Annotated in this window: 21 protein-coding genes, 3 tRNA genes and 2 pseudogenes; 6 read left to right on the top strand and 20 right to left on the bottom strand. The window is 71.2% G+C overall.

Going from position 1 to position 24,869, the window contains the following annotated elements; all coding sequences use genetic code 11:
- The 9 genes and pseudogenes from K7640_RS11545 to K7640_RS11505 all read right to left on the bottom strand — a co-directional run.
- A partial coding sequence (locus K7640_RS11545; protein ID WP_222954780.1) for an endo-1,4-beta-xylanase occupies positions 1 to 476 on the bottom strand: 476 nt, incomplete at its 3' end.
- Between the two features lie 510 nt (positions 477 to 986).
- Complete coding sequence (locus K7640_RS11540) at positions 987 to 2,726, bottom strand: BTAD domain-containing putative transcriptional regulator (protein ID WP_222954743.1); 1,740 nt, start codon at positions 2,724 to 2,726, stop codon at positions 987 to 989.
- A complete protein-coding gene (locus tag K7640_RS11535) occupies positions 2,723 to 4,231 on the bottom strand; it encodes a methyltransferase domain-containing protein (RefSeq protein ID WP_222954742.1) in 1,509 nt (502 codons plus the stop codon). Before K7640_RS11535 ends, K7640_RS11540 begins: the two co-directional genes overlap by 4 nt.
- 93 nt (positions 4,232 to 4,324) lie before the next feature.
- A pseudogene (locus K7640_RS11530) lies at positions 4,325 to 4,895 on the bottom strand (kinase).
- Positions 4,896 to 4,910: 15 nt separating this feature from the next.
- Complete coding sequence (locus tag K7640_RS11525) at positions 4,911 to 5,573, bottom strand: pentapeptide repeat-containing protein (RefSeq protein WP_222954741.1); 663 nt, start codon at positions 5,571 to 5,573, stop codon at positions 4,911 to 4,913.
- A 63-nt stretch (positions 5,574 to 5,636) separates the two neighbouring features.
- Positions 5,637 to 5,819, bottom strand: coding sequence for a multiple cyclophane-containing RiPP AmcA (gene amcA, locus K7640_RS11520; RefSeq protein ID WP_222954740.1), 183 nt, complete (start codon positions 5,817 to 5,819; stop codon positions 5,637 to 5,639).
- A pseudogene (locus K7640_RS11515) lies at positions 5,816 to 6,640 on the bottom strand (radical SAM protein); the annotation flags it as partial. The gene amcA and the pseudogene K7640_RS11515, both read right to left, overlap by 4 nt.
- Positions 6,641 to 6,696: 56 nt before the next feature.
- Complete coding sequence (locus tag K7640_RS11510; RefSeq protein ID WP_308042520.1) at positions 6,697 to 6,897, bottom strand: hypothetical protein; 201 nt, start codon at positions 6,895 to 6,897, stop codon at positions 6,697 to 6,699.
- Entirely contained in the window at positions 6,873 to 7,163 is a 291-nt protein-coding gene (locus K7640_RS11505; protein WP_222954739.1) for a DeoR family transcriptional regulator, read from the bottom strand. Before K7640_RS11505 ends, K7640_RS11510 begins: the two co-directional genes overlap by 25 nt.
- Before the next feature lie 514 nt (positions 7,164 to 7,677).
- On the opposite strand from K7640_RS11505, the gene K7640_RS11500 reads away from it, so the two are divergent.
- Positions 7,678 to 8,568 (top strand): hypothetical protein, encoded by an 891-nt coding sequence (locus tag K7640_RS11500; protein WP_222954738.1) that lies wholly within the window; start codon positions 7,678 to 7,680, stop codon positions 8,566 to 8,568.
- On the opposite strand, the gene K7640_RS11495 is transcribed toward K7640_RS11500, so the two are convergent.
- The 3 genes from K7640_RS11495 to K7640_RS11485 form a co-directional block, all read right to left on the bottom strand.
- Complete coding sequence (locus K7640_RS11495; protein ID WP_255608616.1) at positions 8,558 to 8,983, bottom strand: DUF4326 domain-containing protein; 426 nt, start codon at positions 8,981 to 8,983, stop codon at positions 8,558 to 8,560. The two genes, K7640_RS11500 and K7640_RS11495, sit on opposite strands and share 11 nt — an antisense overlap.
- A gap of 150 nt (positions 8,984 to 9,133) precedes the next feature.
- A tRNA-Lys gene (locus tag K7640_RS11490) sits at positions 9,134 to 9,209 on the bottom strand.
- A gap of 129 nt (positions 9,210 to 9,338) precedes the next feature.
- Complete coding sequence (locus K7640_RS11485; protein ID WP_222954737.1) at positions 9,339 to 12,323, bottom strand: glycoside hydrolase family 3 protein; 2,985 nt, start codon at positions 12,321 to 12,323, stop codon at positions 9,339 to 9,341.
- Positions 12,324 to 12,557: 234 nt separating this feature from the next.
- Here K7640_RS11485 and K7640_RS11480 point away from each other — a divergent pair, with 234 nt between their 5' ends.
- Positions 12,558 to 13,286 carry a hypothetical protein gene (locus tag K7640_RS11480; protein ID WP_222954736.1) on the top strand — a complete coding sequence of 243 codons (729 nt, stop codon included), beginning with the start codon at positions 12,558 to 12,560 and terminating at the stop codon, positions 13,284 to 13,286.
- A 55-nt stretch (positions 13,287 to 13,341) separates the two neighbouring features.
- On the opposite strand, the gene K7640_RS11475 is transcribed toward K7640_RS11480, so the two are convergent.
- Together K7640_RS11475 and K7640_RS11470 are read right to left on the bottom strand one after the other, a co-directional pair.
- Entirely contained in the window at positions 13,342 to 13,869 is a 528-nt protein-coding gene (locus tag K7640_RS11475; RefSeq protein ID WP_222954735.1) for a DUF4395 domain-containing protein, read from the bottom strand.
- A 174-nt stretch (positions 13,870 to 14,043) separates the two neighbouring features.
- A tRNA-Lys gene (locus K7640_RS11470) sits at positions 14,044 to 14,119 on the bottom strand.
- Positions 14,120 to 14,303: 184 nt separating this feature from the next.
- Between K7640_RS11470 and K7640_RS11465 the strand changes: the two genes are divergently transcribed.
- Complete coding sequence (locus tag K7640_RS11465) at positions 14,304 to 15,590, top strand: Ig-like domain-containing protein (protein WP_222954734.1); 1,287 nt, start codon at positions 14,304 to 14,306, stop codon at positions 15,588 to 15,590.
- A gap of 190 nt (positions 15,591 to 15,780) precedes the next feature.
- Entirely contained in the window at positions 15,781 to 17,031 is a 1,251-nt protein-coding gene (locus K7640_RS11460; RefSeq protein ID WP_222954733.1) for an Ig-like domain-containing protein, read from the top strand.
- Positions 17,032 to 17,127: 96 nt separating this feature from the next.
- Here the strand turns inward: K7640_RS11460 and K7640_RS11455 are convergent.
- Together K7640_RS11455 and orn are read right to left on the bottom strand one after the other, a co-directional pair.
- Positions 17,128 to 17,203 (bottom strand) — tRNA-His (locus K7640_RS11455).
- Positions 17,204 to 17,292: 89 nt separating this feature from the next.
- Positions 17,293 to 17,883, bottom strand: a complete 591-nt coding sequence (gene orn, locus K7640_RS11450; protein WP_222954732.1) for an oligoribonuclease — start codon at positions 17,881 to 17,883, stop codon at positions 17,293 to 17,295.
- A gap of 76 nt (positions 17,884 to 17,959) precedes the next feature.
- Here orn and K7640_RS11445 point away from each other — a divergent pair, with 76 nt between their 5' ends.
- Positions 17,960 to 19,210 (top strand): glycosyltransferase family 87 protein, encoded by a 1,251-nt coding sequence (locus tag K7640_RS11445; RefSeq protein WP_222954731.1) that lies wholly within the window; start codon positions 17,960 to 17,962, stop codon positions 19,208 to 19,210.
- Positions 19,211 to 19,261: 51 nt separating this feature from the next.
- Here K7640_RS11445 and K7640_RS30970 read toward each other — a convergent pair whose 3' ends face one another.
- The 4 genes from K7640_RS30970 to K7640_RS11425 all read right to left on the bottom strand — a co-directional run bounded on the left by K7640_RS30970 (position 19,262) and on the right by K7640_RS11425 (position 23,899).
- Positions 19,262 to 20,320, bottom strand: a complete 1,059-nt coding sequence (locus tag K7640_RS30970; RefSeq protein WP_222954730.1) for a hypothetical protein — start codon at positions 20,318 to 20,320, stop codon at positions 19,262 to 19,264.
- 150 nt (positions 20,321 to 20,470) lie between these two features.
- Positions 20,471 to 21,208: a YcnI family protein gene (locus K7640_RS11435; protein ID WP_222954729.1), complete on the bottom strand. Its 738-nt coding sequence runs from the start codon at positions 21,206 to 21,208 to the stop codon at positions 20,471 to 20,473.
- Between the two features lie 14 nt (positions 21,209 to 21,222).
- The gene (locus K7640_RS11430; protein WP_222954728.1) at positions 21,223 to 22,887 is read right to left on the bottom strand and encodes a copper resistance CopC/CopD family protein; all 1,665 of its coding nucleotides are present in this window, start codon (positions 22,885 to 22,887) and stop codon (positions 21,223 to 21,225) included.
- Positions 22,888 to 23,050: 163 nt separating this feature from the next.
- Positions 23,051 to 23,899 carry an NAD(P)H-binding protein gene (locus K7640_RS11425; RefSeq protein ID WP_222954727.1) on the bottom strand — a complete coding sequence of 283 codons (849 nt, stop codon included), beginning with the start codon at positions 23,897 to 23,899 and terminating at the stop codon, positions 23,051 to 23,053.
- Positions 23,900 to 23,996: 97 nt separating this feature from the next.
- Between K7640_RS11425 and K7640_RS30780 the strand changes: the two genes are divergently transcribed.
- Positions 23,997 to 24,773 carry an AraC family transcriptional regulator gene (locus K7640_RS30780; protein ID WP_222954726.1) on the top strand — a complete coding sequence of 259 codons (777 nt, stop codon included), beginning with the start codon at positions 23,997 to 23,999 and terminating at the stop codon, positions 24,771 to 24,773.
- The last annotated feature ends 96 nt before the right edge of the window (positions 24,774 to 24,869 follow it).

Here is a 24,869-nt window from a genome sequence, read left to right as displayed (position 1 = left end):
GCGCCGCTGCCGCCGTCGGCGAACGCCTCGTTCACCACGTCCCAGGCATAGATCTGCCCGCGGAAGTGGGTGGCGACCTGGGTGACGTGGTTGATGGCGGCGTTGCGCAGGTCACCGCCGGACAGGCCCTGTGCCCAGCCGGGCTGCTGGGCGTGCCACAGCAGGGTGTGCCCGCGTACCGACATGCCCTGCGAGCGGGCGTGGCTGACGATGCGGTCGCCGCCGCCGTAGTTGAACACGCCCCGTTGCGGCTCGGTCGCGTCCCACTTCATCTCGTTCTCGGCGACGAGGCTGTTGAACTCGCGGTTCAGCACCGTCATGTACGTGTTGTCATTGAACTTGTACGTCCCGACGGCGGCACCGAAGTAGCGGCCCTTCTCCGCCGCCGAGGTGCCCAACGTGGTGCCCGCCTGGGCGGCGCCGGTGGGCACCAGCGCCGCGCCGGCCACCAGCAACCCGACCGCCAGCGCACGCAGCGTCGCTCCGGCGGACCACGGTCGCTGCGGAGAACCGCTCGGATGTTCGAGATTCTTCACCTGTCTCAGCACCTTTCAGAGTCGGGGCGGCTCAACGGGGTTAGCGCTAACATCACCGGCCGGCTCGGGCGCTCGTCGGGCAGACCACAGGGATGAGAGAACGCTACACATCGATGAAGTCGAGATTGCCACATTGTTTCGAAGCACTCAAGAACTTCGATGCATTTGAGCCGAGACATCCCTTGTTTTCGCGCTCTCCCTGCCGCCCTGACGGATCACTTGCCACATCTGCGATCTGGCGAACCCGCGGTCCACGGATCCACCCCCGAGGCGGCGAGGATTGCCACCCCGCCGGGCCCGGTTCGTCGCGTGGAATGTGCACGCGAACATCTCGTGGGCATGGACCGCCCACTGACGAAGGATCGGCCGGCGCGGTGAGCTCGAAGCTCAAGATCAAGTTCCCGTTCGGGTCGACCCGGCTGTGCGGGGGCACGAACCCCGGCTCGCGGATCAGGGGAGAAGTTCGGCAGCCAGCGCCGAGTTGGTGATGTCGGTTGCCATGGCGCGGGCATGGGCCAGGTGTCGCGTGCCGTCGACACGGCTGCGCTGGATCAGCGCCCGGACGACGAGCTCGCGCATGGTTCCGGCGCTGGCGATGCGTTCCAGCTCGTCGAGCAGGTCGGCGCCTTCGCGGGTACCGAGAGTGAGTCGGGTGGTCAACTCGATGACGCGGGCTCGCAGCCACAGATACCAGGGGGCCGCGGCGAGGCCGGTCCGGCACCAGGTCAGCGCGTCGCGCTTCTCGTGCAGGGCGAGGGTGGCCTGGGCATGGCTGACGGCGGCGACCCAGCACTGGTCGCCGGACTCGACGGTCTGCACCCAGGCGTAGTCGAGCAGTTCGTGTGCCGTCCGGGCGTCGCCCACGGCCACCGCCGCCTCGCCACGCAGGGCCTGCGGAAAGGGCATGAACGCGGTCCAGCGTTCGGCCCGGATGTCGTGCAGCGCCTCGTCGAGCACCAGGGCGGCTTGGGAAGCCTCCCCCCGCAGCAGTCGGACCCGCCCGACCATCGCCTGCGACCAGGCCGCCTGCCTACGGTTGCCGCAGCGGCGAGCCGCGTCCACGGACCCGCCGAGGGCGGTGAGGGCTTCATCGTATGCACCGGTGTCGCTGAGGCTCATGCCGCGCACGCCGAGGATCCGTGCCTTCTCCGCCTCGCTCGGGCCCCAGGCTTCGGCCAGGTCGAGCCAGTGCTCCACCTCGATCCGGTGTCCTGCCTGGACGGCGAGGAAGGCGAGTTCCCGGCAGGCGGCGGCGCCGATGGCGGCGTCGCCGCTGCGTCGGCCGTGCACGATTGCCTGGTGCAGCAGCGTGGTGACGTCGCCGCCCCGACCGCCGGCGGAGTGGATGAGCGCGGAGGCGAGGGCGAGCCGAGCCCGGCCGGACAGCTGCTGGTCGGTGTCGGCCACCCCTGCCACGGCGCGACGGAGCTGGTCGATCCCGGTCGGCACGGTGCCCGCGGACAGGGATGCGTCGGCGAGGTCGAGCAGTGACCGGACGGCGGCGGCGCTGGCCGTCGGCTCGGCGGGAGCGCCGGTGGCAGCGGCGGCGACGGCCGGGGGTAGCCCGACGCCCAACTCCCGGCGATACAGGTCAGCGCATCTGGCCAGGTGCATCCGTGCTGCCGCCTGGTCGCCGGAGCGCGCCAGGCTGGTGACGAGGACCGCGTGCAACTCGTCGTTGAGCCGATCGCCTTCGAGCGCGCGAACCGCGATGTGGGCTGCCTGCTCGGGCTGCCCGCTGGTCAACAACTCGATCGACCGACGATGGGCCAACGCCCGGCAGTCCGCGATGAGCCGCTGCCGTTCGACGCTGAGCCAGGTGTCGAAGGCGGGCGAGTCCTCGAAGCTGAGACCTTCGAGCAGTTCACCCTGGAGTACGCCGGTCGTGCGGGCGAGGCCGATGACATCGATGGAAACATCGCTTTCGGCGGTGAAGGTCAGCGGATCGCGACCGACCGCCACCCGCCCGCCGAGTGCACGGCGCATCTCCGCCAGGTTCCACCGCAGCGCGCCACGCGGGTCGTCGGCGTGCTCGAAAAGCATCGACACCAGCCGCTGCCTGCTCGGTGGGCGCTCGGCCAACGCCAGGAACGCCAGCAGTCCCCAGGCCTTGTAGCCACGAGGACCGGCGACCACCACCCCGTCCCTGACGATCTCCGGCGGTCCCAACAGGCGTACCGCGGTGGTCATGAGCTGCCCGGTCCGGCCACCGGCGTGGGTGCGGGTGCGGGTGCGCGACCGAACGTCACGGCCTCGAGCACCGCCTCGGGCGTGCTGCTCCGCAGTTGCCAGTCGGGGACGGCGCCCAGCGCGTCGTTGACGGAGGAGAACGCGACCCGCAGCGCGACGTACGCCGTGATCGCGAGGATCTGCGCCTCGCCGTAGCCCGCCTCGCGCAGCGGCTGGACGTCGGCGACGGCGGTGGAGTTCGGGTCTGCGGCGACCAGCCGGGCCCACCTGGCCAACGCCCGTTCGCGGTCGGCCAGCAGGCTGTCGTCGCCCGCGAGCACCCCCGCGCTCAGCTGCGCGGACGCCGCCGCTGCCAGCTTGGTGCCCCATGCCAGTGAGCAGTAGGAGTCGCCCAGCGCCGACGCGGCAGCGGTGACCAGGATGCCACGGTCGCGCCTGCTCAGCTCGGCGGTCTTGGTGACTCGGCCCAGAGCTTTGAACACCAACTCCAACGCCTCGGTGTCATGAGCCCACATCCGCGTGGCATTCATGACGTACCCTAACTCGGCGCTGTCATCGGCATAGGATGCGCTGGCCGCGGGCGTCAGCTCCTCCGGTTCGGCGAGAAACGACGAGCCTGCGCCGACCACCGCCGGAACCCGTGCCACGAAACCGACGAGGTTGATCTCAGCCCGCAACGGCAGCCCGTCACGGGCATACGCGGCGGCCAGCTGCGCCGCGTCGCACCTGAAGCGCTCCTCGCCGATGGTCTGGATCGCCTCATATCCCGGCCCGGTGCAGGCAAGGGCCCGGGCGAACGACTCGGGATCGGCGAATTCCCACACGAACGGGACATCGACCCGCCTGACCGCCTCGAACCCGTGGCGGGTCAGCAGCTGTTCCCCGACGCCGGGCTTGCCCAGGCTGTTCATCGCCGCCTGGTGGGCGACCTGGGACGACTCGGCCCACCGGAACGGCCGCAGCGCCCAGGCCCCGGGGGACGCCTTGACGTGACCCCAGACCGTGAGCCCCAACAGCCCGCCGGGCCGCAGCACCCGCCGCACCTCGTCGAGGACCTCAGGTGTCGTACCCCAGATCCCGCGGAAGCTGGTCACCACGTCGAAGGCGTCGTCGGCCCAGGGCAGCGCCCGCATGTCCCCGACCCTGAGATCAGCACCCGGACTGCGGTCACGGGCGACGGCGACCAACCGCGGCGACGCGTCGATGCCGGCCGCCGTCGCTCCGCGCGCGGTGGCCAGTTCGACGGCCAGCCCCGCACCGCAGGCGACGTCGAGCAGCCGGGTGCCGTTGCCGACCTTGAGGTGCTGGTGCATCGCGACGTACTCGCGGATGTTCTGCGGCTCGTGCAGGGTCGCGGCGTCGGCGGCCTTGCGGCCCCAGCCCGCGTCGGGAAGCTTCCACTGCGGTTCGTCGCCGCCCAGGTCGCTCATGCCCGACTCGCTTGCAGATACGACACGCATCGCACACTCCGCCTCGGTGGATCCGTCAGTGGAATCCAGGATCACGCGGCACCGTGTGACGGAACGTGTGACGAGGGGTTGCCCGGCCATTCGAGGCCGACGCCAGCGAACGGCGACACCGCTGGCCGGTGGACTGAACTACGGCGACGGAACGTTCGGAAGCAGATCGTCGTCGCGTCCGGGTTGGGGCAGCCCGGCGGCAGCCGCGATGGCCTCGACGGCCTCATCCAGTCCCGTGGTCTCGGGTAGGACGAGTTCGTCGGACCAGCCCAGGACGTCGTGCGCGGCGTACCAGCCCGCTCATGTGCTCGGCGGTGAACTCGTTCACCTGCGGGCGCGTGAGATGCCGGCGCAGCGGCTCGGGCAGGGACACGTCCAGGTAGCAGAACAGCGACCGGACGCGGTGGCCGTCTCGCAGGGCGGTAAGCATGCTTCGGTAACGGCTGGAGTGCATGATGCCTTCCAGCACCACGTGGTAGCCGTGGTCAAGGGCCAACCGGACGGTCTGCCCGATCAACGCCGGTGCCGCGCCGCCGGGCCTATCTCGCTCGCGCAGCAAGATGCGGCGCAGGTAGTCCTGCTCGACCAGGGCGCAGCCCCGGCCGTGCCGGCGTCGTAGCTCGCGCGCGATGCTGCTCTTGCCTGAGCCGGAGTTGCCCCGGACGCAGACCAGGATCGTGTCCGAACTGCCGGTGGGTCCAGCGAGCACGATGCCTCCTCGGCTTCAGTCGGTGCGCACGGCGAGGTCAAGGGCGGCGACCGTCAGCTGGGTGAGGTCAGGAAGTTGGTCCTCGGCGAGGGTGACGCCGCGCAGGTTGTCCAGCGGCGTCTTGATGCCGTGGAGGCGGCTACCCCGCAGGTCGGTGCCATCGAGCTGGCAGGAGTCCAGCTCCAGACCACTCAGGTCGCAGGACCGCAGTGCGATGCGCGGTAGGCGGCAGGAAGACCACGCGCCGTACGTGAGCGTGCAATCGGTGAACGCGACCGAGCCGGCGGCGGTTACCCGGTGGAAGGTGGCGTAGTCGAAGCGGCATCCGTCGAACAGGACGTCCTTGAGGCGTACGTCGGTGAGTCTGGTGCCGGTGAACCGGGAGCCGGTAATCGCGCAGCGTTCAATAGTGACGCCGGTCAGGATCACGCCGGAGAAGTCAGTGCGGTTGACCTCGCAGCCGTAGAGGCTGCCGGCTTCCCAGGTGCTCTCGCTCAGGTCCACGCCGGTGACCAGGCTGCTACTGATGCGGACGTCCTCAAGGTGCGAGCCGTGCCACGCGGCACCCTCGACGAGGGCCTCGGTGAGGCCGCCCGTCAGGTCCGTCATGGTGTCGAGGTCGTCCGGTTCGAGGTCCGGCAGCAGGACCTTCACGTCGCCGATCGTGGTGGTACGCATGTGTCCTCAACGTGTGCGGGCGCGGGGTGAGCACGCCACCCCGCGCGTTCCCGTGGCCAGGGGCTACTTCTTCTTGTTCCAGTTGTCCCAGCCGGGCCGACTGTCGAACTTACCCTTGTTAGCCCAGGCGGGGCGGTTGTCGAACTTCGCCGCGTCGATCGACGCTACCGACCGCTCAGGGTCGACGCCGAGGCGGGCGAGTTGCTCGGGTGCGGCGTTGACGAGGACCGCGAGAGCGTTGGTCATGGTGCTCCTCCTTGAGTGGTGAGGTGGTCCGCGGCGGCGCGGACGAGGGCCTGTCGGGTGGTCCGACAGTAGGTGGTCTCGCGGGCGGTGAAGGTCGCGTGCTCGAAGTAACGGTTGCCGGCCTGGGCGCCGCGGCAGAAGTCGTAGAAGGCGCAGTGGTCGGCGCAGTGGTTGAGGGCGGTGATGAATTCGGCGACGTAGTCCAAGTCGCCGGCGCGGGCGAGCATGGCGGTGATGGGTTGCTGGAGGACGTTGCCGGCGATGAAATCGCCGTATCGCGGCTCGGTGATGCCGAGCAGTTCCGGTGACAGCAGCACTACCTGTCCAGCCCAGGAGACGGTCGGGATCGGCTCGTACGGCGCGTGGTCGACGTGTCCGGCGCGGGTGGCGGCAAGGTAGTCGGCCAGCCGGTCCACGTCCCGGATCCGCAGCGGGCTGCCGCCGACGCGATGTGCGATGAGGTGCTGCCAGAACCGGTACGCGGCATACTCGGACACCGGTGCCCGGTCGGCGCCCTCCTGCTCTTCGATGTTGAAGCCCACCGACTGACAGCCGGGAAGGCCGGCGAAGAAGTCGACGAGGGATTCCGCGTGGTCGATGGTTTCTGGTGTGACCACACAGATCACCGAGTACGGCACCCCTGCGTCGGCCAGGGTCTGCATGCCTCGCAGGGTTCGGGCATCGGTGGGCTTGCCGGCCCGGTCGAGGCGGTTCCGGTTCAACGCGCCCGGTCCGTCGATGCTGACACCGACCTCGAACCCGTAAGCGGTGAACAGCTCGCACCACTGTCGGTTGATCAGCGTCGCGTTCGTCTGAACCGCTGACCTCGTCAGGACCAGAGGGCTGGCGGCGGCCAAGGCATCACGAATGGGTGCGGTCAGTATCCGACCTCGACGAGGCAACGCCTGCCGCCTTCGCCTGGCACCTGCCACACCTGCTCGTCCGGCCAGTGGCGATACAACAGCTGCCGTGTGGTCGTGGCGACAACGTTCGGCAGCGGCCCACGAAACAGGTCGGCCTGCAGTCGTTCCTCCCGCTCGGAGTCCTGCGCGATCAGCAGAACCGCCCCGAACGGCACCAGCCGGTCCGCACGCCGGTAGCCGGCCAACGCGTCCCCTCGGCCGTGACCTCGTACCACCAGGTGTGGGTCCGGCCCTCCGGCGAGCGTTCACGGCGCACCAGCCCCGCCTCGTGCAGCCACACCAGGTCGCGGTGGGCCGTCAGCCGCGACACCGCACAGACGAGCGCCACGTCCAGCGTCGACGCGGAACCGTGCTGCGCCAGGTACGACAGGATCCGCCACCGCCGCGGGGACAACCGCCGCGCGGCACCCTGGTCGCCCATCCCCTGATGATCCCCCCGAGCCCCGGCGGTCCGACATCCTGTTTCCCACAGCTGCAACAGAGAGTGATCGATGCTCTGACCGGGAGATCGGAAGTTGGGAACGCCGTGGCCGGAGACAGCGCCCGCCGTGGGCCGTTGGGCCAGGCGCCGGCGAGCCGTGCGAGCACCCACATACCCAAACCGTGGTTTTGGGGCCGATTTTGCAGATCACTGTTCAATGAATCAGCCGAAGAGCCGAGGACGAAGGAAGCGAAGCGGTTAAACCGGGCCACCAAAAGTTGATCTTCACGGAGCGCACCGCACCTCGGTACCGATCGCCTGACGCGCGCCTGCCCGGCTCGGCGATGATGCGCCACCCACCGAGACAGTGGTTACTGAAAGTCATCAATTCAGGAGAACTCTCCGCACCCGCGCTCTGCTGGGCAGCCGCCTTCGCCCCCGGCCGGCTAGCACCAGATCCCCAGATGTGAGACTGTCTATGTAACTAAAAGTGCATCTTCAGCTGCGTTGAGCAATGTGGGTGGTTCCGTTGGAACAGCTTCCGTTGTGGGGACCGAGCACCGACGAAGAGCCGAGACCGAAGCCAGTCCTGGCACGACCAGCAAAACTGCGCCTCCTGATCACGGTGAAAGCGGCACCCAACCCCTCCGCGCGGTACGGGGAGACGGTCTGCGTCGGGGCACTGGGCATGGACCCACCCTGGACGGGCTGGATTCGCCTCTACCCAGTCCACTATCGAGACCTCGACGACGACGGCAAGTTCCACAAGTACGACATCATCCACGTCGACGCACTGCCAGCCAGGCAGGACCAGCGACGCGAGAGCTGGAAGCCGATCGTGGACACCATCACCACCGAACGGCACCTCGCCAGTCGGCAGTCGCGTCGAAACCTCCTTGATCCACTCGTCGAAGATTCCATGTGCCGGCTCAACAAACAGGCCCGCGACGACCCGAGCGCACGATCGATCGCGCTGATTCGCGTGGCCGACATCTCGGCTCTGCAGGTCAAGCGACATCCCGGATGGTCGGCGGAGGATCGCAGGAAGATCACTGGCTACCTCAACCAGCTCGACTTACTGGAACCGGCCAAACGCAGCCCGCTGCAAGCACCACGCTTCATCGGCGCCTACCGCTACCGCTGCGCGGACCGTCACTGCCGCGGTCACCAGCAGACACTCTGGGACTGGGAGTTCGTCGCCCTCCAACGCCGCCTGGACCAGCTCACCGACCCGGAGGCCCAGGAGCAGCTGAGAAACAAGTTCCTCACCCAGCTCTGCGCCGCCGACCGCGACGTCGCCTTCTACGTGGGCAACCAAGCGGCAAGACCGCAGTCCTTCAGCATCGGCGGCGTTTACGCACCGAGACGGCCCACAACCCGGCACCGGCTGCACGTCAACCAATGACGTCGGCCAGCACGTCGGCATGGCACGCATCCTCGACCCGACACCAGCACGCCAACTGCTTCCCCGTGAGCTCCCGCCGCGCCCGGTCAACAAGGGCCGGCTGCCCCACAAGCCACTGCCGATAGAGGCGCAACGCCTCCGCCCGATCATGCTTCCGCAGGCTGAACGGATTGGCCCAAGGAGAACGCCGCAACCCGAACCCCTGCCGCCCCACATACACGGCACCCGGTGGTACCACCGGATGATAGAGATCCCCCTGCACACGCACCCGAGCCTGTCCCCCCACGCCGCCAGCGTAATCGCCAATGATCGGCCCCGAGTGGATGCTCGAAGGAAGCGCATCGACGCCCGGACTGGCGGATGCCCCAATGACCCCGAAGGCCCGATGCAGGCTGGCCGCCTCAGAGATGACCATGAGCGCAGGCGTCCACGGAATAACCACATGTCCCCGCAACCCCGGCCCGGTCCAACGGCGCCCGAGCACCCACCGAGCGACCACCCACCACCCACGTACACGAAAAAGACCCCAACCCGGTGTGAACCACCAGGCCAGGGCCTTAATCGTTGGTGCGCCGCCAGGGACTCGAACCCCGAACCCGCGGATTAAGAGTCCGCTGCTCTGCCAGTTGAGCTAGCGGCGCTCGCCGGCAACGGGGAGAAACGATAGCAGGCCCCGCCGGTGGGCGACGCCGCGGGAGCAGGCCCCCGTTCCGCGGGTCGGCCGGCCCGGAGCACACGGTTTCCCGCGCACCCCGGGCCGGCCGGCCTGGTCACCTGAGGGTGAACTCGGCCAGCCGCAGCGGCGCCCCGAACACCAGGTACACGTCGTGCACGCCGGCGGCCCGGGCCAGGTCCGCCCGGACGGTCACGTACCGGTAGTCGTCGCCGGTGCTGGGCACGGCGACCGTGCCCAGCAGCTTGCCGGTGGGTGAGCCGAGCCGGACCTGGATCGTCGCGGTGCCCGGATCGGCCTTGGCGACCTTCGCGGTGAGGGTGCGCTCGCCGGGCCGCAGGGCGGAACCGGCGTACGAGACCCACTGGCCGGCCGCCGTGGCCTCGACGACCGTGCCCCGGACCTTGGTCTCGTCGGCCAGCCGGACCCCGGCGTACCGGTCGAAGTTCTCCGCCCGGGTGGGCCGGGACAGGTCGCGGGCCGGGATCGTCTCGCCGCGCACCCGCACGGCGGTCCGGCCCCGGATGTCCTGCACGGACGCGCCGACCAGCAGGTCGTAGGTGGACGACTCGACCACCCACCGGTCCCGGGTGACGTCCCAGTGCGCCAGGTCGGCGGCCGGCAGCCGCAGCCGCACGGTGCGGGTCTGCCCCGGCCCGAGCTCGACCCGCTGGAACGCCTTGAGCTGCTGGATCGGGGTCCGGTCCCGGGAGGTGCGCTGGTGGGTGTAGAGCTGGACCACCTCGGCCCCAACCCGGCTGCCGGTGTTCGTCACGTCCACGCTGACGGTGACGGTGCCGTCGGCGGTCACGGTCCGGGCGTCGGCGCGCGGCTGGCCGTACCGGAACCGGGTGTACGACAGCCCGTGGCCGAACGGATAGAGCGGGCGCGCGTTGTTGTACAGGTAGGTCTGCCGGGACGAGATGATGTCGTATTCCAGCAGGTCCGGCGGCAGTTGGTCGGCCGAGCGGTACCAGGTCTGGGTGAGCTTGCCGGACGGGTTGCGGTCGCCGTACAGGACGTCGGCGATGGCGTGCCCGGTCTCGGCCCCGGCGTGGGTGGTCCAGACGATGGCCGGGACGTGCTCCTGCGCCCAGTCGAGGGTGATCGGGTAGCTGGTCTGGAGCACCAGCACCGTGCGCGGGTTGGCCTTGGTCACGGCCCGGACCAGGGCCTCCTGGCCGTCGCCGAGCCCCATCGAGGTCCGGTCGTGCGCCTCCCGCCCGTTGATGAACGGGTTGCTGCCGACGACCAGGACGGCGGTGTCGGCGGCCCGGGCCGCGGCGACCGCCCGGTCGATGCCGCTGCTGAGCACCTCGCGTTGGAACCGGGTGGCGGTCTCCGCGGTGGCCGCGCCGAGGGTGAGCGCGCCGTCGGCGCCGACCGTGAGGTACCGGTTGGGCCCGAACCAGCTCTCCTTGGTCTCGTAGCCGGCGTAGCGCAGCAGCACGCTGCCGTCGTCCTGCGGTTCCAGCTTGAACTGCTGCTGCACGAACCAGCCGTTCGGCTGGTCGTCGCGGGTGATGAACGGGCCCCAGTTGTAGCCGAGGTAGCGGCCGTTGGCCACGTTGCGCAGCGTCACCACGTCCTGGCCCCAGTCGACCACGTCGAACTGGGCGGCGGCGGTGGCCGTGGTGGCGCTCGCGGTGACCTGGTCCGCGTCGGTGGTGCCGGTCGCGGTGACGTACCGGCCGGTGGTGGCGACCTTCAGCGTGATCCGGTCCGCCCCGTCGGCGCCGGTGACGGTGGCCGAGCCGCCCAGCCGCTCGCGGATGCCGTCCACGGCGGTCACCTGGTACGGCAGGTCGCCGCCGTACCAGTCGGTGTAGAGGGTGTCGGCCAGCGGGCCGAGCACCGCGACCTTCTTGGTGCGGGCCGCGTCCAGCGGGAGCGCCTGCTTGGAGTTCTTGAGCAGCACCATCGCCTCACCGGCGGCGCGCCGGGCCAACTGCTGGTGGGCGGGGCTGTTGATGACCGCCGGGGTGATGCCGCCGTACCGGCCGCCGCCCGGGTCGAACTCGCCCAGCCGGAACCGGATGTTCAGGGTTTCGGAGATCCGGGCGTCGATGTCCCGCTCGCTGAGCAGCCCGGCGCCCAGCGCCTGCTTGATCGCGGTGATGGTGGGCTGGGCGTTGGTGTCGTCGGTGATGAAGCTGTTCAGGCCGGCCTTGACGATCGCGGCGTTCCCCTCGGCCTGGGTGGCGTAGTAGCCCTGCGAGGAGATCAGGTTGTTCGGCGCCCAGGCGTCGGTGACGTTCATCAGCGGCCGGTCGGCCCACCGGCGCACCGTGGTCGCCAGGTCCGGGTCGACCGTGGCGGGCCGCCCGTTGACCAGGTTGTACGAGGCCATCACGCCGGTGGCCGCGCCGGCGGCGATGGCCGGCTCGAACGCGGCGCGGTCGTACTCGTTGAGCACCCGGGGTGGCACGTTGGAGGAGGTCACGTCGCGCCGGACCTCGTTGTTGTAGGCCAGGTAGTGCTTGAGCGTCGGCGCGGTCTTCAGGTGGTCCGGGTCGCCGCCGGTCATCCCCCGGCCGTACGCGGTGGAGATCGCGCCGGTGAGCAGCGGGTCCTCGGAGTAGCCCTCCTCGTTGCGGCCCCAGCGCGGGTCGCGCAGCAGGTTGACCACCGGCGCCCAGAGGTTGAGCCCCCAGACCCGGGAGTTCTGCGCGTGGTAACCGCGCGCCTCGTCGCCGACCGCCGAGCCGACCCGCTGGATCAGGTCGGGGTTCCAGGTGCTCGCCATGCCGACCGGCTGCGGGAAGGACGTGCCGCGGGCCTTCACCACCGCGCCGCCGTTGTCGATGTCGGTCGACCAGGCGACGCCGTGCAGCGCCTCGGTGCCGGTCTTGAACAGGCCGATGCCCAGTCGGGGCACGGCCGGCTGGTACTGGTGCAGCATCGAGATCTTCTCGTCCAGGGTGAGCCGCCCGAGCAGGTCGTCGACCCGGGTCTGCACGGGCAGCCGCGGGTCCCGGAACGGGTAGCTGGGCTCGGCGAGCGCCGCGCCGGGCACGGCCGGCAGGGCCAACAGGGTGAGCGCGAGCGTGGTGACTGTGCGCCGGAGGCGCCCGTTACGCATGCGGTTCTCCTCGGGTCGTCCGGCAGACGCCGGGGTTGCGGTGAACCGGCGTTGGCCCCCGCTCGACGCCCGGATCGTGCGTCGCGGGCGATCGTCGAAGCGCTTCGACAACGGGTCCACGACGTTACGGCCAGGTTTCCAGTGATCCGCGCAACTATAGATGGGCGGCTATTGCTGGGCAACCCCGTGGCAGGCCCGTTCCCATTCCGTCGGCACGGGGCTACGCTGCCCGCCGTGGCGACAGTCGGCGTGACGGACGCTCCTCCGGCCTGGCCGCGGCCGGTCCTTGCCGCGACGGGTGGCCTGGTCGCGCTCGCCGCCGCGTTGGCCGCGGTTCGCCTGCCGGCCCCCGATTCGACCGTCTGGGCCGAGGCCCTGGTGGTGGCCGGGTCGGCGGTCGCGCTCGCCGCGCTGACCTGGTGGTTGACGGGCCGGGCGCACGTGCGGGACCGACGGTTGGTGCTGGCCTGGGGACTGGGCTCCGGATTCGCCCTCGGCGGTGTGTGGCTCGCCGAGATCGCCTTCAACAACCTCACCCCGCACACGATCTCCACCGCCGCCGCGCGGGGCGTGCTGGACAATCTGAGCTGGGCTGTCGTCGGCGTCGTCACCGCCGTGGTCGCCGCCCGGGTCGCGGCCCGCACCCGCCGCTGGCGGTCCGGCCTGCGGGCCGGCGTCTGGTCGGGCGTGGGCAGCGGGCTGGGTGCCGCGCTCGGCGGCGCGCTCCTGCTGGCGGCGTTCCGCCCGTCCGTCGAGAACGATCCGTTGATGCGAGCCGAGTGGCGTCGGCTCGGCTCGGGCACCGACCTGTCGACCTACGTCACCCGGGAGACCATGGCGGGCGTCGGCGGGCACCTCTGGGTGCTCGGCGTCGCCCAGGGCGCACTGCTCGGCCTGATCGCGTCGTCGGTCACCGTCGCGTTGCTCCGGGCGCGCGCCGGCGCGCTCGACAAACGGCCCTGACCGGCAGCGGGCCTTTACTCCGCTCTCCTGGCCCAACGGCGGGGCCGTCCCGCCCTCAGCGGGGCTGCGGCCGCGCCGGCCGCGAGACCGGTGAGGTCGCGCCGCGGTTCCAGATGTCGTTGCACTCGGCGCAGACCTCCTCGGGCACCCAACCGAGCCGCATCAGGCCAGCAAAGATCGTGCAGCCCACGCAGAAGCCGAACACCGACTCCAGCGTGGCCGCCACGGCCACCGCGCCCAGGACGGCGTACGCCGCGACGTGCTGCCCGAACCCGAGTGCCAGCACGGCCGCGGTGGTGCTCAGCACGGCACCGATCCCCTGGGCGAACCGCTTGGGCGCACCGGGCACGAGCTTCTCCCGGGCCGGGAGCCGCGGCACGATCACCCGGGTGGCGAGCAGGCCCAGCGGGCTGAGCTTGGGGCCGGTCAGCACCCGCGCGACGAACCCGTACGCGATGACGGCCGTGAGCCACGGCTGGTCCAGCACGATCGTCGCCACCGACAGGGCCACCACCCCGCCGGCGACGACGCGGGCCGCCACCTCGTTCACCGGGTTCGGGAAGCTGAACAGGGATGCGCGCATGGGTCCACTCCTTCGACCCGAGGAACGATACCTACTATCCCCACAGCTTTAGTAGGTTACCTCGGCCACACCGCGCCGCCTTCCGCTGAACCCTCAGCGATCGACCACGCAGCGCCTCGGACACGAAAAAGGCCCCGACCGGCAGGGAACCACCCGGTCAAGGGCCTTGCTCGTTGGTGCGCCGCCAGGGACTCGAACCCCGAACCCGCGGATTAAGAGTCCGCTGCTCTGCCAGTTGAGCTAGCGGCGCTCGTTGGCAACGGGAAGAAGATTAGCACGGGCCCGGAACCTGGTTCCAATCCGATCCCCCACTCCACCCTTCGGCCGAGATTTCCCGGCAAAACTCCCATAACCCCCCGGCGGCGCGGGTGCGGGGGGAACGGGACGGCAGCGATGCGGCACGATGTCCGCCAGGCGCGAGAACAGGGGTGGGGATGGGCAGGTTCACGCGGTCCGGGGCGATGGTGGGCGCTCTGGTCCTGGCGGCGTCGCTGGCACTGACCGGGTGCGGCGACGGGCAGAAGCCGGCGAACGGGGCCGACGGGACATTCGTCACCACCACCCCCACGTCCACGGCCGCTCCCGGGCAGCCCGACCCGACGCCGACGGCCGAACCCGGCACGTCGCCCGCGCCGCGCCTGCCGGTGACGCCGGCCAGCGGGGCGACCAAGCGCCCGGTGAGCACCGAGATCAGCGCGAAGGTCCCCAGCGGCGGCAAGCTCTCCGAGGTCACCCTGGTGGCCGCGAACGGCGAGCGGGTGGCCGGCCGGTGGCGCGCCGACGGGTCGTCCTGGGTGCCGAACAAGCCACTGCGGTACGGCACCCGCTATACCGCCACCGTCACCGGGACGGGCCCGGACGGCGAGCGCCGCGAGGGCACCAGCACCTTCACCACGATGGCGAAGCCCGGCTCGATGATCAGCTCCGGGCTCTACCTCTTCGACGACAAGACGTACGGCGTGGCGATGCCGGTGGTCGCCGAGTTCCACCCGGGCATCCCGAAGAAGGACCGCGCCGCCGTGCAGAAGCGGATGTTCGTCCGGACCGACCCGCCGCAGCCGGGCGCCTGGCACTGGTTCAGCAACGGCACGCAGGCCTACTACCGGGCCCCGGAGTACTGGCGGCCGGGCACCACCATCGACGTGCGGATCGCGCTGGCCGGCATCCCGCTGAGCAACGGCCGCTACGGCAACGTCGACCGGTCCGCCACCGTCAAGATCGGCCGGGCCTTCGAGATGAAGGTGGACAACGCCACCAAGAAGATGACCGTGTACGAGAACGGCAAGGTGATCCGTACGCTGCCGGTCAGCCTGGGCAAGAAGAGCACCCCCTCCTCCAGCGGCACCCTGGTGGTGATGGAGAAGCAGGAACACACCACCTTCGACACCCGCGACGAGCCGAACCCGGACAACCGGTACGTCACCGAGATCGACTTCGCTCAGCGGCTGACCTGGGGCGGCGAGTTCATCCACGCCGCGCCGTGGTCGGAGGGGCAGCAGGGCCGACGCAACGTCTCGCACGGCTGTGTGAACGTCTCGATGGCGCACGGCCGCTGGTTGTTCGATCGGACCAGGATCGGCGACCCGGTCACCGTGCGGGGCACTGAGCGCCGGCTCGCGCACGGCAACGGCTGGACGGCGTGGAACCTGAGCTGGTCGGAGTTCGTCAAGGGCAGCGCCCTGCCGGTGCCGGCGGGCGGGGCCGGCCCGGCACTACGCTGACCGGCGCCGGGCACCGTACGCGCCACGCCGAGCACCGGGCGTGGCGAAACCTGTCGGCATCCCGATGCCGGATCGCCGTCAACGTGGGTACATCATTGACCGGGGTGTTCCCGCTCACCCCACGCAACTGTTACCCGAGCCCACGCGTCGGAGATAGACGATGGGACGGGGCGACGACTGTGAGGGAATCATGCGAGCTGACCAGGACCGACCGATCGGGCCCGGGCACGCCCGTCGCGCCGGGCGGCGCCGCGGGTGGGCGGCAGCGGTGCTCGCCGCGACACTGGCCCTGACCTCCGCCTGCACGGCGGACGAGAAGGGCGGCGGCGACCAGCCGTCCACCTGGCAGAGTCCCAGCGAGCAACCGCCGAAGGCGTCGGCGACCGTCACCACCCCCGCCGCCGACGCCACCGAGGTGCCCCCGCTGACCACCGTCGCCTTCACCGCGAAGGACGCCGAGCAGACCGAGTTCACCCTGACCGACTCCGCCGGCGCGGAGGTGAAGGGCAAGCTGGCCGAGAACGGCGGGAAGTTCACCCCGCAGGACGCGCTGAAGTGGGGCGAGACGTACACGGCGACGGTCACCGCCACCGGCGACGACGACAAGCCGTTCACCGCGACCAACAAGTTCACCGTGATGAAGCAGCCCGGCAAGCTGGTCCGGGTGAGCAGCTTCCTCGGCGACAACCAGGTGGTCGGCGTCGGGATGCCGATGATCGTGCGGTTCGGCCGGGCCATCCCGGCGGAGTACCGCGACGACATCCAGCGCCGGATGTCGGTCACCTCCGTCCCCGCCCAGGAGGGCGTCTGGCACTGGTCCAGCCCGACCGAGGTCCGGTACCGGCCGAAGAAGTTCTGGCAGGCCGGCACCAAGGTGTCGTACCAGGTGCGGGCGAAGGGCGTCCCGCTGGGCGACGGCTGGTACGGCCGCTCCGACTTCACCGTGGACGTCAAGATCGGGCCGTCGTTCGTGATGACCGTGGACAACTCCACCAAGAAGATGACCGTCACCAAGGACGGCAAGCCCGTCAAGACGATCCTGGTCAGCCTGGGCAAGAAGAGCACCCCGTCGTCCAGCGGCACGATGGTGGTCATCGAGAAGCTGCGCAAGACGGTCTTCGACACCATGGAGGAGCTCGGCCCCGAGGAGGGCTACCGGACGAAGATCGACTATGCCCAGCGGCTGACCTGGGGCGGCGAGTTCATCCACGCCGCGCCGTGGTCGGAGGGGCAGCAGGGCAGCGTCAACGTCTCGCACGGCTGCGTCAACGTGTCCATGGCCGACGGCGCGTGGCTGTTCGCCAACACCCGGATGGGCGACCCGATCACGGTCAAGGGCACCGAGCGCAAACTTCAGCTCGGCAACGGCTGGACGGACTGGAACATCAGCTGGGCCGAATACGTCAAGGGCAGCGCCCTGCCGTACACCCCGGCGAACTGATCTGGGCTCCGGTCCCGGCCGCGCGGCCGGGACCGGTCTCCCGGACGGCCCCTCGGAAACGCGAAAGCCCCCTCCACCGGAGGGGGCTTTCGTCGCTGGGGTGACTGATGGGAATTGAACCCACGACAACCGGGACCACAACCCGGTGCTCTGCCAACTGAGCTACAGCCACCATGCGTCCCGCTCGGGCGGACCCGGCGGCGCGGACTAATAATAGCCACACCGGTGCCCGGCCCGTCCAGCGGGTTCACCGCCGGCGGCTCACAGCTGCGCGGCGATCGCCTTGGCGCTCTCCACGTCCGGTCCGGGCAGCGGGACGAAGATCGTCCTGCGGTAGTACTCCAGCTCCCGGATGCTCTCCCGGATGTCGGCAAGCGCCCGGTGCGCCAGGCCCTTCTGCGGCTGCCCGAAGTACACCCGGGGATACCAGCGGCGGCACAGTTCCTTGATCGAGGAGACGTCGATCATGCGGTAGTGCAGGTGCGCGTCGAGGCGCGGCATGTCGCGGGTGATGAAGCCCCGGTCGGTGGCGACCGAGTTGCCGCACAGCGGCGCGGTGCGCGGGTCCTTCACGTACGTGCTGACGTAGTCGAGGACCATGTCCTCCGCCTCGCCGAGGGTCACCGCGGAGCGGCGTACCTCCTCGGTCAGCCCGGATTTGGCGTGCATGGTCCGGACAATCTCCGGCATGCCGTCCAGCGTCTGCTCGTCGGCGTGGATCACCACGTCGACGCCGTCACCGAGCACGTTGAGATCCGGATCGGTGACCAGCGCGGCGACCTCGATCAGCGCGTCCTTGCCGAGGTCGAGTCCGGTCATCTCACAGTCGATCCAGACGAGAAGATCAGCCACGCGGACCAGACTACGCGCCGGGCCGACACCCGCGCCTGGCGCACCGTCGACCCCCAGCGGGCTAGGGTTTTCCCTTGTGCCAGCCGAACCCGCCGCGCCACCCGCCGTCGTCGAGGGGGACCGCGCCGCGCGTACGGCCCGGCGGGTGGTCACCGTGCTGGCGCTCGCCGCCGTGCTACCCGCCCTCTACCTGCCCGGACGGGCTCACGACTTCTTCGACCTGAAGATCTACATGCGGGCGATGCACTGGTGGGCGGCCGGGCACCCGCTCTACGACTACGTCCAGCCGGACCGGGTGCAGGGCGCGCTGTACTTCACCTATCCCCCGTTCGCCGCGCTGCTGCTGCGCCCGTTCGCGGCGCTGCCGCTGGGCGCCACGGTGGCGGTCTTCACCGCGCTGACCCTGGTCGGGATCGTGGTGACCACCCGCTGGCTGGTCGACCCGGTGATCACCCGGCACGGGCTGCCCCGGCTGTTCACGCTGACCGTGGCGGTGCTGCTGGTGCTCGCCGTGGAGAGCACCCGGGAGACGATCACCTTCGGTCAGATCAACATGCTGCTGGTGGTGCTGATCCTGGCGGACCTGCTCATCGCCGCACCCCGGGCCCGGCGGTGGGCCGGCGTGGGGGTCGGGCTGGCCGCCGCGCTCAAGCTCTTCCCGGCCGTCTTCATCGGCTACCTGCTGGTCGCCCGACGCTGGCGGGCGGCGGCGCTGGCCAGCCTGACCGCCGTGGCGGCCACCCTGCTGGCGGCGGCGGTCACGCCGCGCGACTCGTGGCGGTTCTGGACCCACGAGCTGTGGGCCACCGACCGGGTGGGGCGCACCGACTACACCGGCAACCAGTCGCTGTTCGGGCTGCTGAGCCGGTTCACCGCGCCGGAGCCGCCGCCGCGCCCGCTCTGGCTGCTGCTGGTCCTGCTGGCCGCCGGGTACGGGCTGTGGCGGGCGGGCCGGGCGGCCCGGGCCGGCGACTGGCTCACCGGCCTGACCCTCACCGGGCTGGTCGGCGCGCTGATCAGCCCGATCACCTGGACCCACCACATCTACTGGTTCATCCCGGCGGTGGTGGTGCTGGTCGACGCCGGACTCTCCGTCGACCCGACCACCCGCACCGGACGCCGGCAACGCGTCCACCGGTACGCCCTGGCCGCCGCCACCACCGCGATCATCGGCTACGGCGTGGTCTCGTTCCTGGACTGGGGAGTCGCCCCCACCCACACCGACACCCCCGCCGAGTTCCTCCTCCGCAACGCCTACGTCCTGCTCGCCCTGGCCCTGCTCGCCACCCTCCCGATCCGCCCCGCCGCCCACCGCCAGCAAAGTTGATCATGAGGTTCGCGCCGGGCATCCCGGCGATTCGCGACCAGAACTTCATGATCAACGCGGCGGGTCCGGGGTGGGTGGGCGGAGGGTGGCCGTCGGGATCGGGCGGCTGGTCGCCTCGGGGGCGGCGGGGGGCCAGGTCAGGGTGAGTGCCACGGCGGGGTGGTCGGGTCGGTCGTCGGTGGGCCTGGTCGAGGTCGACGGCGGGCCGGCGGGCGGGGGCGATCCGGGCCCTGGCGGCAGATCGGCGAGGGTGTCCGGGCGGGCCGGGGGCACCGGCCCGAGGGCCGGTCGGGAGCGGGGGGCGGCCACCGCCCCGACGAGTTCCCGGTCGCGGGCGGGCGGCGGCTCCCAGCCGGGCCGCGCGCCGAGGCCGCTGAGCGAGCTGACCCCGAGCCGCCCGGCCAGCACCGGCACCTGGTCGGGCTCGACCACGAAGACCACCTCGCGGGGGCGGACCGGTCGCAGCAGCACCAGCGCCGCGATCGCCACCAGCACGATCCCCGCGCCCAGCAGCCCGTAGGTGACCGCGGCGAACCAGCCGACGCGCAGTTCGGCGCGCAGGTCCACGGCCAGCCCGGCCTGCCCGTCCGGGCGCATCACCACCAGGCTCAGCGGACGGCCGGTCAGGTCGGCCGGGCTCCACTCCAGGGAGCCGATCCCCTCGCGTACCCAGATGGTGCTGCTGACCGGAGTGCCGGCGCCGGCCGCGGCGGGCGCGCCCATCGGCGGGCCGGCCGGCTCGACGCGGACCGGCAGCGGGCCGCGGGCCAGCGCCACCCGGGTCACCGTGGCGTGCGGGACCGGGCCGAGCCAGCGCGCCACCTCGTCGGCCGGGGCCAGCCCGAGGAACGCCGGCCCGTCGGCGGTCCGGGCGGTCAGCCGCAGCCGGGAGCCGTCGGTGCGGGCGAACGGCACCTCGGCGTGCAGCAGCCGGTCCACGTCGGGGACGACGACCGCCTGGCCGTCGGCGTGGATCCGGTCGAGGCGGGCGCCGAAGGTGCCGCCGGGGTCGGTGTGCCGGGCCACGAGCCCCAACGCGCCCCCGGCGAGCAGCGCCGGGATTCCCACGATCAACAGCAGCAGCCCGGCCAGCGCCCGCCCGAAACGCATCCGTCCAGTCCCCTCCGTCGCCGAGTACCCGGCCGACCTTACCCAGGCAAACCGTCTGATCAGCGGATATCCACGGCAACCAGGGCAAGGCTCCCGAAAGACGGCGGGCCCGCCGGAAATCTTCCGGCGGGCCCGCGGGGCAGCGGCGGCTCAGGAGGTCGGCTGCGACGCCTTCCGGGTACGCGCGAACGCCAGCCCGCCCAGCGCCAGGCCGGCCAACCCGGCCACCAGGCCGGCGACGCCGAGGCCGACGGCCAGGCCGGACGAGTCGTCGTCGGCGTCGTCGTCGGCCTCGTTCGCGGCAGCGGCCGGCGGAGCCGCCCCGGCGGACGGGGAGGCCGGGGCCGCCGCGGTCAGGGTGAGCACCGGCGCCGGGTTCTCCGGCTCCTCCCCGCCGGCGGCGGGTTCCTCGATCCACCGGGACACGTTGCCGTCGGAGTAGGTCTGCACCGTCTTGAACACCATCGTGTCGGTCTCGGGCAGCGGCCCCATCGAGACCGGGAACTCCTGGAACTCGCCCGGCTTGACCCCGGTCTGCGCGCTGGTGGCCGTCCAGGTCAGCTTGGCCACCACCTCGCTGACCTCGCTGCCGTGCACCTTCACCGGCGGGTCGACCTTGCGCTTCTCCACCGCCACGGTCCAGCCCTGCACCGGCATCGTGGAGACCGAGGCGACCGGGGCGTTCTCCGGCAGGTTCACCTCGACCTTCACGGTGGAGGCCGTGTCGCTCTCGTTCGGCACCCGGAACGCGAGCCGGCCGTAGCCGCCCTGGGTCGCCTCCTTCGGGTTGACCGTGACGTGTGCCGAGGCCGCCCCGGCCAGGCCGAACACGGCCGCGCCGACGGCGGCGAGGGTGAACGCGGCGGCGGTACGCCGGAAACGGATCATCGGGGATTGCCTCTCTAGCGGATCGGCACGGTGACGGTCACCGTGGCCTGGTCAATCTCGGTGGTACGGGCGGTGAAACGGAACTGCCACTCGCCGGCGGCGGGCAGGATGACCTCACCGGTGGCGTGGTTGTCGGTCAGCGGCAGCAGCGGCACCTCGATCGGTTCGATGCCGGCCGACGGCAGGGCGGCGGTGGCCTTCCACTCCGCGACCGGCTGCGGCTTGTTGTCCTTCGTGTACGCGTACAGGTGCAGCGAGTTCGGGCCCCGCCGCGCCGGGTCCAGCTCCACCTGCATGGTGTAGAGCGGGCTGGTCAACGTGCTGGTGAAGTAGCCCTCCGGCGTGCCGGCCACCTCGGCGGCGGCGGTACGGGCCGGGGTGGTCTGCACCAGCACGGCGGAGACCCCGAGCACCACCGCGGTGATCGCCAGCTCGGCCACCACCAACCGGCGCATCGGGGTGGGCCGGCCGGCGGCGGTGCGCCGGCGCACCAACTGCCGGGAGAACGCGGCCACCGCGATCACCAGCGCGAACAGCACGATCTTGGCCAACACCAGCCGCCCGTACGTGGTGTCGACAAGCGCCTGCGGGGTGGCCACCTCGATCAGCGCCTGGACGGTGCCGGCGAGCAGCAGCGCGGCCACCGCCAGCGCCGCCCACCGGGACCAGATCGGCAGGATCGCGTCGAGTTCCCGCTCGTCGGCCTGGGGCAGCAGGAAGGCGGCGAGCATCACCAGGCCGCCCAGCCAGACCGCCATCGACCCCAGGTGGACCGCGTCGACCACCACCGACACCGCCGGCGCCGGCGAGGCCGCGCCGTGCCCGGCCAGCGGCCAGGTGAACAGGGTGGCCCCACCCAACACCGCCAGGATGATCAGGTCGGTGCGCCCGGCGGGGGCGGCGAAGAGCGGCCGCAGCAGGAACGCCGCCGCGGCGAGCAGCCCCAACCGGACCAGGTGCGCGGCGCCGAAGGTGCTGCCCAGCACCTCGGAGAAACCGGAACCGGTGACGTCGAAGATCCCGCCGCCGGCGGTGTACGGCACCTGGAGCCACATGCCGGCCAGGGTGGCGAAGGCCAGCACCCCGAGCCCGGTCCAGGCCAGCCGGGCCGGACCCCGGCGGGACAGCCGGCGCGGCCACAGCGCGGCGAGCACCAGCGCCGGGCCGACCAGCAGGAGCAGGCCCGCATAGCCCAGGTACTTGGCGACCTTGACGGCGTTGTCCACCACCGGGTTGGCCCGGCTGTCGCTGCCGGTGTCGGTGGGCGGCGTCGACGGCGCACCCACCGAGTAGGTGAGGGCGCCGGAGACGGGGTGGCTGTCGGCCGAGATCACCCGGTAGCTCACCAGGTAGGTGCCGCGCGGGCCGGACCCGTCGACCGGGATGGTCACCACCGTCCCGTCGAACGTCGGCTCCCCGCGATCGGCGCGGGAGCCGTCCGGCGCGAGCACCCGGATCTTGCCGGTGACCTTGCGGACCGGCTCGCTGAAGGTGAGCACCACCTCGGACGGGGCCTCGGGCACCACGGCGGAACCGGCCGGGCTGCTGCTGACCAGCACGGCGTGCGCGCTGGCCGGACCCGCCGGGCCCAGCAGCAGGGCGACGACGGCGACCAGCAGGCCGGCGGTGGCGCCGAACCGGAGAAGCCACGCGGGGGCGCGGCGGGTGGCGGAAGTCATGACGGCCATGCTCGCCGACCGGCGCCCGCTTCGGCGAGCCCGGTCGGCGATCTTTTCGGCGGGACGTCCGCACCTGTCATGAGCGGGTAGTCGGCCGGGCGCCCCGAAAAGTTCCCGACGTGGCGGCGACCACCCGTGGTACGCACATCGGCTCCGTTACTCGTCAACCGGCGAAGGCGTCGCGGTGGTCGTACGCCCAGACGGCGAACGTGCGCGGCGGGCGACCCAGCACCTGCGCCACTTCATCGGTGAGCTGGGCGTTGCCGCCCTCCTCCACCAGCTTGGCGCCGTTGACGGCGATCTCGACGAAGACGGGATCGAGCCCGCCGGCGAGCATCCTTTCGCGGTACGCGTCCAGCGACACATCGACCGTCGCGACGGTACGCCCAAGTACCTCGCCGAGCCGTACGGCCAGTTCGGGAACGCTCAACAGTTCGGGCCCGGTCAGGGTGAGCACCTGTCCCACGTGCTCTTCCGACAGCAGTGTCCGGACGGCGACCTCGGCCACGTCCCGCGGGTCCACGATGCCCTGCATTCCGGTGCCGTTGGGGTTGGGGATCGGCTGCCCGGCACGAATGGCGGGGGCCCAGCGCAGCGCGTTCGAGGCGAAGCTGGACGGGCGGAGCACCGTCCACTCCGCGTCGCTCGAGCCCAGCTCCTGCTCGCCCGGGAGGTGCCAGTCGCCGACCTTGGCAGCCTGCTCGCCGGTGCCGATCGCCGAAAGCTTCACCACCCGCCGTACGCCCGCCGCCCGCGCTGCGGCAAGCATCGCCCGATCGTGCTGGGCGATCCACGGTCCCGGGGCGTCGAGCAGGAACAGGGCCTCGACCCCGGTCGCCGCTTTGGCCAGGCTCTCCGGGTCGTCGAAGTCACCCCGTACCACCTCGACGCCGGCCGGCAGGGTGGCCCGCGCCGGGTTCCGCGTCATCGCCCGTACCGGCTCGCCCCGGCCCGTCAGGAGCTGGACGACCTCACCACCGATGGTGCCGGTGGCACCCGTAACAAGAATCATGGTGTTCACCCTGCCCCGCCTCGACCAGGCGTTATAGGAACTTTCGGCATGACCGGAGCGCTCGTCGCGGGGCACGGCCGGTGGGTAACGTGAGCTGGTGAGCATCCATTCACCGATGCCCGTGCCCGGCGGATTGCGCCGATGGGTCGACGACGTCACGGTGTTGACCGCCGACGGGTCCGGTGCACGCCGGCCGCTCGTACACGTACCCGATGCCGCCACGTCGCTGGTCCTCCGCACGGTGTCCAGCCGGCATGCCAACCTGCTGGTGGTCGGCCCGCGTACCCGTGCGTCGTACCTTGTCGGCAAGGAGTTCCCGCTCTGCCTGCGGCTGCGGCTACGCCCTGGCGTCGCGCGGCTCCTGCTCGGGGTTCCGGCAAGCGACCTGGTCGATCAGGTCATACCGGTGAGCGAGGTGTGGGCGGGTGCGAACGGGCTGAACAACCGACTGAGCGAACTGGGGCCCGATCCGGCGCGCCTGCTCGCGCACCTGGAGCCGGTGCTGCTGGCCCGCATCGCCACGGCGGCCGGCACCGAACTGGCCCGCAGCGAACTCGTACGTACCGCCACGAAGGCCCTGACCGGCCGCCCGGAGCGCATGCCGGTGCTCGCTCGACGCCTCGCGGTCAGTGAGCGCCACCTGCGTGACCTGTTCGCCGACTGCGTCGGGCTCTCGCCCAAGCGGTTCGCACGCATCACCCGCGTGCGCGGCGTGCTCGCCCGTGCCGGTCGGCCCGCCCCCCGCTGGGCGCAGCTCGCCATCACGGCCGGCTACTACGACCAGTCGCACATGTCTGCCGATTTCAGCATAATGATGGGCGTGCCGCCCGCAGCCTACTTCGCGGGTCGCCGGCCTCCAGCGCAACGCTGTTAGGCCGCTGCGTTTTACGGAAGGGACCAAGGACCCTGCCCCGGCCGGGACCGCCGCGTAACCTTCACAAGCGTGATCCCGCCGCCGACACCCGCGCCC

This window comes from Micromonospora sp. PLK6-60 (assembly GCF_019890675.1).
In the GTDB taxonomy this organism is placed as follows: Bacteria; Actinomycetota; Actinomycetes; order Mycobacteriales; family Micromonosporaceae; genus Micromonospora.
Note: the sequence above shows the minus strand (reverse complement) of the source record. Positions and strands in the feature narration are given on the sequence as shown.